11 protein-coding genes are annotated in these 13095 nt (G+C 72.8%); all 11 read right to left on the reverse strand.

The annotated features are described in order from the left end of the window. The 11 genes from ACZ4M5_RS15125 to ACZ4M5_RS15175 all read right to left on the reverse strand — a co-directional run bounded on the left by ACZ4M5_RS15125 (nt 1) and on the right by ACZ4M5_RS15175 (nt 12649). Nucleotides 1–1278: an ATP-grasp domain-containing protein gene (locus ACZ4M5_RS15125; RefSeq protein ID WP_467736777.1), complete on the reverse strand. Its 1278-nt coding sequence runs from the start codon at nt 1276–1278 to the stop codon at nt 1–3. Beyond that, nucleotides 1275–2645 carry an MFS transporter gene (locus ACZ4M5_RS15130; RefSeq protein ID WP_467736779.1) on the reverse strand — a complete coding sequence of 457 codons (1371 nt, stop codon included), beginning with the start codon at nt 2643–2645 and terminating at the stop codon, nt 1275–1277. The genes ACZ4M5_RS15125 and ACZ4M5_RS15130 overlap by 4 nt, the downstream gene beginning before the upstream one ends. A 16-nt stretch (nt 2646–2661) precedes the next feature. Then, on the reverse strand, nt 2662–3525 hold the full coding sequence (locus tag ACZ4M5_RS15135) for a hypothetical protein (protein ID WP_467736781.1): 864 nt from the start codon (nt 3523–3525) through the stop codon (nt 2662–2664). Beyond that, on the reverse strand, nt 3522–4442 hold the full coding sequence (locus ACZ4M5_RS15140) for a branched-chain amino acid transaminase (protein WP_398111647.1): 921 nt from the start codon (nt 4440–4442) through the stop codon (nt 3522–3524). The genes ACZ4M5_RS15135 and ACZ4M5_RS15140 overlap by 4 nt, the downstream gene beginning before the upstream one ends. Before the next feature lie 4 nt (nt 4443–4446). After that, nucleotides 4447–5658: a GNAT family N-acetyltransferase gene (locus ACZ4M5_RS15145; RefSeq protein ID WP_467736783.1), complete on the reverse strand. Its 1212-nt coding sequence runs from the start codon at nt 5656–5658 to the stop codon at nt 4447–4449. Further along, entirely contained in the window at nt 5655–6932 is a 1278-nt protein-coding gene (locus ACZ4M5_RS15150; protein ID WP_467736785.1) for an ATP-grasp domain-containing protein, read from the reverse strand. The genes ACZ4M5_RS15145 and ACZ4M5_RS15150 overlap by 4 nt, the downstream gene beginning before the upstream one ends. Further along, nucleotides 6929–8047 carry an Ldh family oxidoreductase gene (locus ACZ4M5_RS15155; protein WP_467736787.1) on the reverse strand — a complete coding sequence of 373 codons (1119 nt, stop codon included), beginning with the start codon at nt 8045–8047 and terminating at the stop codon, nt 6929–6931. Before ACZ4M5_RS15155 ends, ACZ4M5_RS15150 begins: the two co-directional genes overlap by 4 nt. Continuing rightward, entirely contained in the window at nt 8044–9504 is a 1461-nt protein-coding gene (locus ACZ4M5_RS15160) for a dipeptide epimerase (RefSeq protein WP_467736789.1), read from the reverse strand. The genes ACZ4M5_RS15155 and ACZ4M5_RS15160 overlap by 4 nt, the downstream gene beginning before the upstream one ends. Next, nucleotides 9501–10784: a KamA family radical SAM protein gene (locus tag ACZ4M5_RS15165; protein WP_467736791.1), complete on the reverse strand. Its 1284-nt coding sequence runs from the start codon at nt 10782–10784 to the stop codon at nt 9501–9503. The genes ACZ4M5_RS15160 and ACZ4M5_RS15165 overlap by 4 nt, the downstream gene beginning before the upstream one ends. A gap of 19 nt (nt 10785–10803) precedes the next feature. Then, nucleotides 10804–11841: an AurF N-oxygenase family protein gene (locus ACZ4M5_RS15170; protein ID WP_467736793.1), complete on the reverse strand. Its 1038-nt coding sequence runs from the start codon at nt 11839–11841 to the stop codon at nt 10804–10806. 79 nt (nt 11842–11920) lie between these two features. Beyond that, a complete protein-coding gene (locus ACZ4M5_RS15175; protein WP_467736795.1) occupies nt 11921–12649 on the reverse strand; it encodes a TauD/TfdA family dioxygenase in 729 nt (242 codons plus the stop codon). Nucleotides 12650–13095 lie beyond the last annotated feature (446 nt).

Here is a 13095-nt window from a genome sequence, read left to right on the forward strand (position 1 = left end):
TCAGACCCAGTCCTGCGCGTCGCGGGCCGGGTCGTCGCCGGGCACCGTGACCTCGAACCTGAGCGCCGCAGCGGCCTGCCGGGCACGGGTCACGGCCTCGTCGGTGTCCGCTCCGCGTGCCCGGACGAAGGCCGCGCGCGACTCGGAGCTGTCCAGGTCCCCCAGCGTGTCGCCGGCGTTCAGCAGGGCCTCGGCGGCCACCACGCCCGGCCGGTCGGCGACCTCCTCCAGGCCGTCGATGCGGGTGAGCGTGCCGCGGGCCCGGGGCACCGCGAACCAGATCGCCTCCGGGCTGCCGTCCACCGACGGGTCCGCCAGGGTCTTGCGGATGCCGGGGAGCACGGGCTGCCCCAGTGTCTGCCGCACGACGCAGTCCACCAGGTCCACGCCGGTGACGTCCTGCACCAGATACGGGATCTCGTCGCCCGCGAGCCGGACATGTGTCTCGATGACCCGCGGCCCCGCCTCCGTCAGCACCACCTCGGTGTGGGTGACGCCGTGGGCGATGTCCAGGGCGTCCAGCAGCCGCCGCACGTAGGTGTGCACCGCGTCGGTCTGTTCGGCGGAGAGCCCGGCGGGCACGACGTGACCGAGTTCGACGAAGCCGACGGGGTCGGAGAACTTGCGCGTCACGGCGAGGATCTCGTGCTCGCCGTCCTCGGAGAAGGCCTCCACGCTGAACTGAGGGCCCTCGTGGAAGCGCTCGACGAGCACGCCCGCGTCCGGGATGAGGCCGAAGTCGCGGGCGGCGCGCGCGAAGGCCTCCTCCGCTTCCTCGACGGACCGTACGACGGAGACGCCGAAACTGCCGGCCCCCCGGACCGGCTTGACCACGCAGGGCGTGCCGTGCTCGGTCAGGAACGCCCGCAACTCGGCGACGTCGGCGACCCGTCCGCCCGGGGTGTCGTCCACGCCCCGTTCCGCCAGGCGTCGCCGCATGGCGTCCTTGTCGTGCACCCAGGCGATGGTGCGGGGCGAGTGGCAGGGCAGGCCCAGCGCGGCGGCGACCGCGGCGGCGCGGTCCTGGTCCCGCTCGCCGAACGTACCCACGCGGGTGAAGGGGTGCCGTGCGTGCACGGCTGCTGCCAGGGCGATCCACTCCTCGTCGGGGGCGTCGCTGCGCAGCGCCAGCACCCGGTCGTGCTGTCCGGGTGTGCGGATCTTGGGGACGAAGTCCATCCGGCACAGGATCGTCGTGGCGGTGCCGGGGCCGCCCACCTCCCGGATGAGGCCGGGGATCTCGCGGCCACCGCCGACGATGAGCACGTGTTCGGTCATGGGGTCACCTCGGTGGGAGAACTGGTTGCGGGGGTGGAGGCCTTGACGGACACGGACTCCGCCGGGGCGGTGCGGGGCGCACCGGTGATCCGCAGGACCACGGCCGCCAGGGCGTACACGACGGCGAGCACTGCCCAGCCCGCGGTGCCCAGGGGCAGGAGCACCCCCGTCATCAGCGCGGGACCGACGATCTGCTGACCCGTCATGCCCAGGCTGAAGGCGCCGAGGTAACGGGCGCGGGCCGGGGCCGGTGACAGTTCGTACGACAGGTTCCACACGGCGACGGAGTGCAGGTTCTCGCCCACCGTCAGCAGCACCACGGCGACGACGGCACATGCCGCAGCGGGCCACACCGGTACGTGTTCGGCGCCCGCGAAAGCCACGCACGAGACCAGCAGCGGAAGCAGGGCCAGCGGGACCAGGCGCAGCGCCCCGGCCGTGGTCTCCGCGAAGCGGGACACGTACACCTGGAGCAGCACGGTGAGCACCGTGTTGACGGCCAGCAGCACCGAGACCGCCGAGGAGGGCGCGTCGGTGGCGGTGGTCAGCCACAGCGGCAGCAGAACGAACAGCACCGAATCGTGCAGCGACAGCACGCCGTTGGAGAGGGTGAAGAGCAGGAACCTCACGTCCCGGAAGGGGGTCCGGATCGCTGCGGGGGCCGGGGCGTCGCTGTCCGGGCTGTCCGGCGCGAGCGGCTTCGTCTCCGCGGGCACGGCGGGCACGCCGTCGGGGGCGGAGGCGGCCGCCCGGCGGCGCAGCTGCTCCACCACGGCGGCGATCACCCAGAAGGTCAGGGCGTTGCCCAGGAACAGGGCGACGAAGGCCGCGCGCTCCTCGATCGCGAGGACGGCGCCCGCGAGCAGGAAGCCACCCGTCAGGCCGATGTTGCGCACGGAGCGGATCGACGCCATCGTCCGGGTCTGGTTCTCGCTCCCCTCGATGATGCCCACGACGACCTGCTGCAGCGGTGAGCAGCCCCGGTCCAGCGCGGTGAGCACACACGTCAGCACCGCGTACGGCCAGAAGCTCTCCACCAGGGCGAAACCGGCGTATCCGAGTCCGCGCAGGGCCAGCAGCGCCACGTACACCCGCGTCGGGCCGATCCGGTCGGCGAGCCGGCCCAGCGGCATCGGGCTGAGGAGCCCGGCCACGGCGGCCACCGACAGCACCAGACCGACCCGGCCGGCGGGCAGGCCCACGACCGTGACGAAGTACAGGGTGGACGCGGCCAGGAACATGCCCGAGCCCACCGAGTCGACGGCGGCGCCCGCCGCCAGCCGGCGCCCGGCCGGTGTCCTCGGCAGGATCGACAGCAGCAGACGTGCGGCCCTTCCGGTCGCGCGCTTGTCAGGTTCCCCCGTCATGGGGTCCTCTCCCCCTTCATGTGCCGCTCCGCGCTGCGGTGCCGGCGATCCAGTCCACGAGTTCCGCGGTACGCCGCAGGTGGAGGGCGGTGGCCGCCTCCGGCGGCGGCTGGCGCAGGTGGTTCCAGACGTAGCGCCGGGCGGCGTTGACGCACAGCTCCGCCCGGTCGGCCGGCAGACCGCGGGCGGACGACAGCAGTGCGGCGGCCAGCGCCAGCCGGCCGACGCGGTCCACCAGGACCCAGCCGCCCGCGGCGGTGTGCGCCGGGTCGGCGTCCACCCACTCCCCGCGGGTGGTGCCCAGCCCGGCCAGGGCCGCGTCGGCCGTCTCCCAGGCGGTGGCCGCCCGGCCGGCCGGGCGGCCACCCAGGGCGGTACGCAGTGCGGCGCACACCGCGTCGTACACCTCGGCGCAGGCCAGGGCGGCGACGAGGGCCGCCGCGCGGCCGTGTGCCGCGACGGCGTCCGCTGCCCCGCCGGCCTCCCCGGCGGTCCCCGTCATGGTCGAGGCGCGCACGGTGTCGGCCTGGACGGCCCACAGCGCGCATCCGCGCAGCACGGCCGCGGCGGCGTCCTCGCCGGGCCCGGCAGCGGGAGCGGAGGCCGCCTCCCGCTCGGCCCAGGCCCGGGCCGCCGCCAACTCGACCATCCGATCGCACAGTTCCTCGTCCAGGGCGGCCCGTCCTGCGGGTGCGGGCGCACCGGCCGCGCGGGCCGCCGCGTCGGCCGCCGGTGCCGTCAGCACCGTCTGGAGCCGGATCACGGTGGTCTCCAGACCCGCGACCGCCGTGCGGACCGCGTCCTCCCCGGTGCCGTGGTGGGCCGGTACGGCGCAGGCTCGCTCGTCCGCCGTGCCGGTCGTCGGTTCGGTGCGGCTCACACCCGCTCCAGCCAGCGCGCGTACCGCTCGTGCCGGCCGGCGACGACGTCCCGGAACAGTTCGCGGAGCTGCTTGGTGACCGGCCCGACGCCCCGGGCGCCCATCGGCCGCTCGTCCACCGAGGCCACCGGCACGACCTCGGCGGCGGTGCCGGTCAGGAACGCCTCGTCCGCGATGTAGACCTCACTGCGCGGAATGCTCCGCTCGGTCACGTCGAGTCCCAGATCGCGGGCCATGGTGATGACGCTGTCGCGGGTGATGCCGGGCAGGATGCCGTCGCTGACGGGAGGGGTGATCAGGGCGCCGTCCCGCACCAGGAACAGGTTGGCGGCGGAGGCCTCCGCGATGTGGCCGGTCGCCGTCAGCATCAGCGCGTCGTCGTAACCGGCCCGCTTCGCCCCGACCTTGGCGAGGGCGCTGTTGACGTAGGCGCCGGTGGCCTTGGCCAGCGGCGGTACGGTCTGGTGCGAGTTGCGCTGCCAGTTGCTGACGATGAGGCGGCAGCCCTCGGCCTCCGCCTTGTCCCCCAGGTACGAGCCCCACGGCCACACCGCGATCGACATGCGCACCGCGTCCAGTTGGGGTGCGACGCCCATCTCGCCGTAGCCGAGGTAGGCCAGGGGCCGGATGTAGCAGGAGTCGTGGCCGCTGTTCCTGACCAGATCGAGCACCGCGGCGACCAGCTCCTCGTCGGTCCAGCGCAGTTCCATCATGTAGACCCGGGCGGAGTCGCGCAGCCGCGCCATGTGCTCACGCAGCCGGAACACGGCAGGGCCGGAGTCGGTGGCGTAGGCGCGGATGCCCTCGTAGACGCCCCATCCGTAGTGCAGGCTCGGAGTCAGCACATGGACCTTCGCGTCGTCCCAGGGGACCAGCTCGCCGTCCATCCAGATGAGCGGGGTCGGGGTCAGTGGCATGTGCTCAGTCTCCTTGTGAAGTCGTGCTGTCGTACCCGAGGCCCCGGAGCCGGTCGCGTTCGCTGGTGCCCTGCAGCCGCAGGACCTCCTCCAGCTCGGTGCCGCCGGTGCCGGTGAAGCGGAACCAGCCGTGGCGTGCCTCGAGGTCGCAGCCGCGCAGCTTCTTGGCGTCGTAGGCGGCGAGGCCGTACCAGATCTCGCGCACGCCGTGGGCCAGTGCCCAGCGGTACGTCTCGTGGTAGGTCAGGGCGAAGTAGACGCCCTTGGCGTCCTCGTGGAAGCCGGCCGTGCGGCCGTACATGGCGTGGCCCGAGCGCAGGTAGAGGACGAACCCCAGCGTCTCGCCGTCGCGTTCGGCGCTGATCACCATGCAGCTGTCGCCGACGGTCTCGCGCAGGGCGTCGAAGTCCCGCTGGACACGGGCGTGCCCGCCGGGCAACCCGTACTTGGCCCGCAGCTTGACCTGCAGGTCCACAATCGGTTCGGACAGCGCCCCGGGGCCCTCGCGGACCACGGTGGTGAAGCCGGCCGCGGTGTAGTCGCGCAGTTCCTTGAGGAGGCGGGTGCGCTTGCGGCTCGTCAGCCCGGCCAGGTACGCGTCCCAGTCCGGGGCGTCGAGCCGCATGACGGACTCGGCGCCGAGCACCGCCGGGATGTGGCCGCGTGCCTCGGCTGCCGGGCCGAGGACGGCGGCCTGCTCGTCGGTGGCGTACAGCAGGGAGCTGCTGCGGCAGCCGAGCTGTTCCGCCGTCTCGTCCAGCAGGCGCGGCAGCTCGGCCAGCACCCGCGCCCGGCCGGCCGCGTCACGGCCCTCGGCGTGGACGATGCCGTGGTGGGAGCCGAACACGGAGAGGGCGACCGAGGGGTACTGACCTCGACGGGCGTCGGCCAGGCGCGCGGTCAGGTCCTCCCAGCGTGCCTGCTGCTCGGCGTCCAGCAGCTCCGGGGCGCCGAACGCACTGGTGTCGCCGGTCATCTTCGGCGTGTCGTAGAAGAGCAGCCCTCCGGCGTCCCGGGTGAGGAGCAGGGGCGCCAGGGCGACGAGGGCGCCGTCCTCACGCACGGCGAGGTAGCGCACCTCGTGCAGATCGGTGCGCTCGGTGAAGCGCCACCAGCGGTCGTCCTCCCAGATCACGGCCGGGTCGGCGAGGGCCGGGAAGGTCGCCGCGGTCGGGCGGGCACCGGGGCCGAGGATCTCGGCGGTCAGGTCGCTCACCGGGTCGCCTCCTCGTGGTCCGCCGGGGCGTCGACCACCGAGTCGATGTCGTTGCCGGGCCGGCCGGAGGGCTCCCAGCCGAAGCCGGCCTCCGCCTGCGCGCCGGTCTTGTCGAGCAGGGCGAGCAGTTCCTCGGCGTCGTCCGCCGTCACCAGCCAGGTGGCGACGAAGTCCCCGGACTTGCGGCCCGCGTACCGGGCGCCGCCCCAGTCCTCGCCGGCCTGAGCGTGGACGGTGAAGTCACGCGCCCCGTCAGGGGCCCGGGCGGGCACCCGGACGATGCGCCCGTCGCGTGGCGGCAGGCCGAAGTTGGCCACCAGGGGCGCCGCCTCGGCGTGCGCCCGTACGGCGTCCAGATCCACGGGGAGTCCGCACTCGATCCTGGCCCACAGGTGCCGCGGGTCCATCCCGAGCACGGCGTGCAGCATGGCGGGGATGGGTGTGCCCCCGACCCGGCCGGCGATCTCGCACAGCACGGTCTCGCCGGTGTCCGTCACGAAGAACTCGGCGTGCACGAACAGCGCCGGGGCCGCGGGCAGTGCCTTCACCAGCCGCCACGTCTCCGCCACCAGCCGCTCGTGCAGCGGATCGGAGTCGGGCAGCGTCCAGCTGCCGTTCCCGGAGTCCGTCCAGTGCGACAGGCAGCCGCCGTCGGTGTACACGGACGGCACGCACACCACGGGCCGCCCGTCGACGTGCAGTGCGTCCACGTGGCACATCCGGCCGCTGACGTAGCCCTCGACCTCGTGGCCGCCGCCGGTCACCCGGTCGGCCACCTGCGGGATCTGGGACGGATCGTCCAGGACCGCGACGCCGGTCGAACCGGAGCCGCCGCGCGGTTTGACCACGACCGGGCCCGGGTGGTCCGCCATGAAGGCCGCCACGTCCGCGGCGGTGGCCACCGCCGCGAAGGGCGGCACCGTCACACCGCCGGCCGCCGCCAGCTCCTTCATCAGCACCTTGTCGCGGTACGCGCGGGCACTGGCGGGCCGTTGGCCCGGCAGGCCCAGTTCGTCGCGCAGTTGCGCCGCCCGCTCGACGTCGACCTCGGCCAGCGCCAGCACGCGGGTCACGGCGTGGCGGTCCGCCAGCCGCCGGGCCGCCGCCAGGACCGAGGCGTCGTCGGTGTAGTCGGCGACCCGTTCCACATCGGCGAAGCCGGGTCCGGCCGTCACCTCCTGCGAGGTGACGGCCAGCAGCCGCCCCGACTCCTCGGGCAGCCACGCGGCGAAGGGCAGGCCCGCGTTGCGCGGGCTGAGCAGGACGAGGATCACGCCGGCACCCCCGGCCAGTCGACGCCCTGTTCGGCCGCGAGAGCGGCGAAGGCCTGCGCGGTGTGCGGGTCGAGCGGGATGCCCTGCTCGCCGCGCTCGCCGGCGATGCGCCGCTGGGGGTCGCCGGGCACCTGCACGGGTTGTTCGGCGTCGGCCCCGGGCCGGGCGCCGCGCGTGGTGTCCAGCATGTTCCTGAGCCCCGAGGCGAACGGTGCGCTGCCGGCGAAGGCGGCCGGGTCCAGACACACCAGGAGGTGCCCGATGCCGCGGCTGCGGCCGGGCGTGGAGGAGCCGATGTGCTCCAGCTCCCAGTCCGCCGGGGAGCCCGTCAGCACGGCACCCAGCAGGGTGGCCACCATCGCCAGGCCCTGCCCCTTGTAGCCGCCCAGCGGTGACAGTGCGTACGCCTGCTCCGGGTCGGTGGCGGGCCTGCCCTCGGTGTCGGTGGCCCAGCCGGCGTCCAGCGCCCTGGCGTGCTTGCGGCGCTCCTTGATCTCGCCGAAGCAGACCTGGCTCGTGGCCATGTCGAGAGCGAACTCGTCGTCCTCGACGGCCGCGGCGAAACTCAGCGGATTGGTGCCGAACAGCGGCTCGGTACCGGAGAACGGAGCGACCCGGGAGGCGGCGGAGGTCGTGACGATGCCGACCAGGCCCTCCCGGGCGAGGTGGCGGCTGTAGACGGAGGCCGCCCCGAAGTGGTTGGAGTTGCGGACCCCGACGGCGGCGACGCCGTGCGTGCGGGCCCGCTCGGCGGCGATACGGGCGGCGGTCAGTCCGGCCACCACCCCCAGCGCGCCCCCGGCGTCGAGCATGACGGCCGCTCCGGAGTCCCGGACGGTCCGGATGTCCGGGCGGGCGGTGGCGATGCCGGCGGCCAGTTCGTCCAGGTACTGCGGCAGCAGTCGCAGACCGTGGGTGTCGATGCCGCGCAGCGAGGTCGCCGTGAGGGCCTGTGCCACGCTCCGGGCGTCGTCGGAGGTGAGACCGGCGCGGGTCAGGGCCGTCTCGGCGAGGGCTTCGGCGGTGGCGGCCGGGAGCAAGGGGCCGTGCCCGGCCCCGGCGACGGCTGCGTGGGCCGGGGCCGTCGTGTCCGGCATGTCGTGCACATCGGTCATGCGGATCGGTTCGCCTTCCAGACCAGGAGGGACGACGGGTCGCCGTCGCCCGCGGGGGTGTCGTCGCCGGGGATGTCGCCGTGACCGTCCCGGCCCGGGGTGCCGTCGAGGGGACGGAACCCGGCCGTGCGGCAGGCTCGCCGCACACCGGCGTGAGCGGTGCGCAGCCAGACCGTGTCCGCTCCTTCGGCGACCGCGCGGGTGATCGCGCAGCGGATCAGCGCGACCAGTTCCTCCGGGCCGGCCGCGTCGGCGGCGGGGCCGTCGGGCCCGTCGAGCTGCCGGAAGGTGTCCGACGGCGTCCGCCCGGGCAGGGGACGACGCCTGATCCGCACCGAGGCGAGGGCCGTGCCGTCGCGGTGGACGGACAACTCCTCGCCGTCCCAGCCGGCTTCCCCGGCCGTGGTCGGGCGCACGGTGAACGCCGGCCCCTTGAACGCCGGTTCGAAACCCGTACCGGGTGCCTCGGGCAGGGTGATGCCGCCCTTGTCGTCGAGGACGACGCCGGTGCCCGTGTCGACCGCGAGGAGCGCGATGCTGTCGGCGTCCAAGTGGTCGACGAACGGCCCCAGATGGGCCGTGGCCGACACTCCGGCGCTGGACTCCGGCATGCAGCCGAGCATCGTGCCGAGCCCGGCCTCCCGCGCGGCGCGCAGCATCCGCAGGGCGGGCGTGATGCCACCGGCCTTCATGAGCTTCAGGTTCACACCGTGGAACGCCTCGGCGCAGGCTTCGAGGTCCTGCGGTCCCGTGATGCTCTCGTCCGCGTACACCGGGATCGGGGAGAGGTCCTTGAGCGCTCTGGCCTCCGCCCACATGTCACGGGGAAAGGGCTGCTCCAGCAACGTCACGCCGAGGTCCGCCATCGCGCCCAGGGCGGCCCGCGTCGCGGCGGGTTCCCATCCGCAGTTGCCGTCGACGAAGAACGGCGCGTCGGTGTGCTCGCGCAGCGCCTCGAGGATGTGCAGGTCGCCGGGAGCGGCCAGCTTGACCTTGTAGGCGGGCCAGCCGGGCCGCTCCAGCAGCTTGCGCACCATCACTGCGGGCTCGTCCAGGCCGATGCTGTAACTGGAGTGCAGGGCGGCCGGTTTCCGGGCGCCCAGCCTCCGCCACAGCGGTACGCCCGCCACCCGGGCCGCCAGATCGTGCGCGGCCACGTCCAGCGCGGCCAGCGCGAACGGTGACCCGGACAGCTCCGGCGCCAGCACCGAGAACGCGCCCTCCGGGTCGTCGGGCGGCAGTTCCCGCAGGGTCGGCGCGACGCGGCGCAGCGCCGCGTGCAGGGCGTCGAGCGAGGAGTCGTAGCGGTCGGTCATGAAGGCCGAGGCCTCGCCGAACCCCGACCGCCCACCCGCCGTCAGCTCGACGAGGATGCCGGGCTGCACCGGGATCGCCTCGCGCGCGCTGCGCCACACGTCGTGGTCGGTGAGGCGGATCTCGTGGACCTGGAGCCTCATCCCTGCTCGCCCTCGTACGTCGGCAGGGTGGTGCCGAAGGACACCGGCTTCAGCTCGTCGTACCACTGCGCGTGCTCGTCGTACGCGGCGAAGAACGGCCGCCCCACCCAGTCGGGACGGCGTGCCTGCAGGAAGCTGAGGACGAACGCCTTCTCCCCGGCCACCTCCGTCGTGCCGTGGAGCATCACCTTGCCCGGCGCGGCGGACATCACGGGCCCGCGAGCGGTCCGGGCCAGGCCGGACACCTGCTGCACGGCCTCGCGGTAGATGTCGAGGGCACGGACGAGGGGAATGCCGAAGTAGCTGCTCGCCCCGGTGTCCCGCTCCACGAACATGTAGTAGGGGACGACGCCCAGTTCGACCTGCAGTTGCCACATCCGCGACCAGGCGTCGGGGTCGTCGTTGACGTGCGCGACGAGCGGGGCCTGGGCCCGCACCTCGGCGCCGGTGGCGCGGATGCGGGCGATCGCCTCGCGCACCTGGTCGGTCTCCAGCTCCCGCGGGTGCGAGAAGTGCGCCATGACGGCGACGTGCCGGCCCCGCGCGACGCATTCCTCGAACAGCCGCAGCAGGTCGTCCGCGTCCGGGCCCTCGGTGAAGCGGGCCGGCCAGTACGACAGGGCTTTGGTGCCGAACCGCAGGGTGCGCACCGTGGGGACGGACGTCAGCAGCGGCTCGACCCAGCGGCGCACCACCTCGGTCCGCATGATCATGGGGTCGCCACCGGTGAACAGGACGTCGGTGACCTCCGGGTGCCGGGCCAGGTAGCCCGTCAGGTCCGCCGGGTCGCGCAGGGCCTGGCGCAGTTCCTCCTGGCTGACGAACTGGGCCCAGCGGAAGCAGTAGCCGCAGTAGGAGTGGCAGGTCTGCCCCTGCGAGGGGAAGACCAGCACCGTCTCGGCGTACTTGTGCTGGAGGCCGTCGAGCCGGCGCCCGTCGAGGGTCGGCACGTTCGACTCGAGCTGGCCGCCCGGGTGCGGGTTCAGTTCCAGTTGCGCGGCGACGGCGGCCGCGCGCAGTTCCGCGCGCGGCGCCCCCGCGTCCGACAGCGCCGCCATCCGGTCGAAGACCTCCGCGGGCAGCATGTCCCGGTGCGGGAAGGTGAGCCGGAAGATCGGGTCGTCCGGTGCCGCCGACCAGTCGATCAGCTCGTCGGCCACGTACTCGTTGACCTTGAACGGCAGGACGCTGGAGACCACGCGCAGGTCACGGACGTATTCGTCCGGCATGCCGCGGTCGCGCGCGAGTTGGGCGAGGCGCTCGTTCGCATAGTGCTTCACGGGTTCGTCTCGATTCCGCTCAGCGCGCCACGTAGGACTTGGACCAGTCGAACTCGACGAGTTCCTGGACACCCATCCGCTCGATCAGGGTGTGCAGTCCCGTGTAGTCGCGGACCAGCCGGCTGCGGCTCTGTTCGGCCTGGCAGTCGTGCAGCATCTCGTGACCGCCCTCGACGCCGACCAGGTCCATGATGCGGTGCCAGGTCGTGTAGTCGGTGGCCACGAAGGCCTCCAGCCCTTCGAAGAGCATGTCGCGGAAGTAGCGCTGCTTCTTCTCGTCGAGCCGGTCGTGGACGACCTCGGCGAGCACGGCGGAGATCGAGGCGTGGCAGTACTCGTCGCGGTTGTGCAGCTTGGCGGTGCTGCTGTTGATCGGCTGGATGTCCGGGTCGTCCGCGAGCAGGTCCAGATAGGCGTTGATGGAGATCTCCGACACCGTCGCGAACGCGAGGGTGGTCAGGGACTGCTGCCAGCGCTCGTCCGCGCTGTCGCGCAGGCGCTGGTGCTCGCGTGCCGTGTGGGAGATCGGCAGGTGGTGATCGGGCATGGCCCAGCCGCGCTGGCGCCGGGTGACGGCGCTGGCGTTGAGGTGCATCAGCGTGTGGTACTGCTCGTCGACCATCGCCTGGGCCAGCGAGATGTTGAGCGCCTCGTCCTGCAGCTCGGGGTACTCACCCTCCATGACCAGGGCGAAGGCGGGGTTGGCCACCTTCTGCTCGGCCATGATCGTGTGCCGGTTGTAGGCGATCCAGGCCCAGCTCAGCAGCTGGGTCCGCTTCTCGGGGTCGAGCGCCCGGTAGGTGGGGTGGTCGTGGAACGGCAGGATCCGCTCGGGGTAGTCGGGGCGGTCGAGCTCGAACAGGTCATCGAGGTTCGGCTCGTCGCGCTTGACGGTGGCACGCCGGTGCCAGTTCCCGACCAGGCGGCGGATGACGGCGCTCTCGATCTGGTCGTCGGGGTCGTGGCGGGGTACGCCTTCGGGCAGTCCCCGGAGCTCTTCCGGCAGCCCGGTGGGGAACTGCTCGTCCTGAACCGGCGCGATCCGGTCGTCAGTCATGCGTGGGCCTCACGTGATCGGTTTCTGTCCCGGTGCGGGTGCCACCGGTGACGGGGTGACTGGTGACGGGTGCGCGGTCTCAGCGCTGGGCGGCGATCCAGTAGCGGGTCAGGTGGCGCCGCTTGTCCGTGTAGGCCGAACGGGCGTGCACCATGCGCTGGTTGTCCCACACCAGGACGTGGTTCTCGGGGATGAGCACCGACACGCGGTGCTCCCGGAAGAAGGCTTCGGCCTGCTCCGCGAGGTGGATGCCGAAGCTGCCGAGCGGCAGTCGCTCCGGGTCGACGGAGGCGTCGACCGGCGGGTCGTACTGGCCGGTGGTCAGCAGGTTGTAGCTGAAGCGCAGAATCTCCTGGCCGCTGTCGGTGACGTCGACGACGGGGCGGCGGACACCCTCGGTGCCGACTCCCCCGGTGTTGTGTCCGACCCACTCGACGTGTCGCTCATAGAGGGCGGCTCGGTCGCGGTCGGGCAGCGAGGCGACGAACTGCCGCATGTCGGCGAGTTCGGTGTGACCGCTGCCGCAGGTGGCCTGGACCCGGCAGTGCAGGGCCAGGTAGGTGGGCGGCGGGTTCCAGCCCGGTGCTTCCGTGTGCACCAGGATGGTGTTGACGCTCTTCGAGTAGCGGCGCTCCTCGAAGCCCGGAGCGGCCTTCACCTGGTAGCGCAGCGAGCCGTCGTACTGCGGAATCAGGTCACCGAAGACGCCGACGGCGGCGGCCGCCTCCTCGTCCGTGCCGATTCCCTCGAGCAGCGTGTACCCCTGCTCTGCAAGTTCCCGGGTGTGCACATCAAGCGCCGTAGACATGTAGGACTCCCCCATCCTTGAGTGAAACGGGCCGGCCGACAACCGGTCGAGACCAATCGGTCGGCGTACCCGGAGTGATCCTCCGTGAGCGGTGGGTGGAGTCGCAATGGATCACATTGTGAGATGACTCACGGAACCAAGTGGCCACTACACGCTTCCCGGCGCTGAAGGTTCTCGCAGGTGAACCGGAGTCAAACAGGCGTGTACGGACCCAAGTTGATATCTCCCCACCGGGGGATTCCGTCCGGTTAGCATGCGCCGCACGACGAATATCGGTATCCGTCCCGCAGCACGCCGGATGACGCGCGCGCCGCCCGGTACCGCGCCGTCGGGGCGCAGGGCCGCGATGTCCGGGATGACCTGACGTCCTGCCGGTCCGCACATGAGCGTCTGCAAAGACACCGGAGCCTGTTGCCGGTCGCCGCCGTCGCGGACGGTGAGCCGGT

Source organism: Streptomyces sp. NPDC026246 (genome assembly GCF_055567995.1).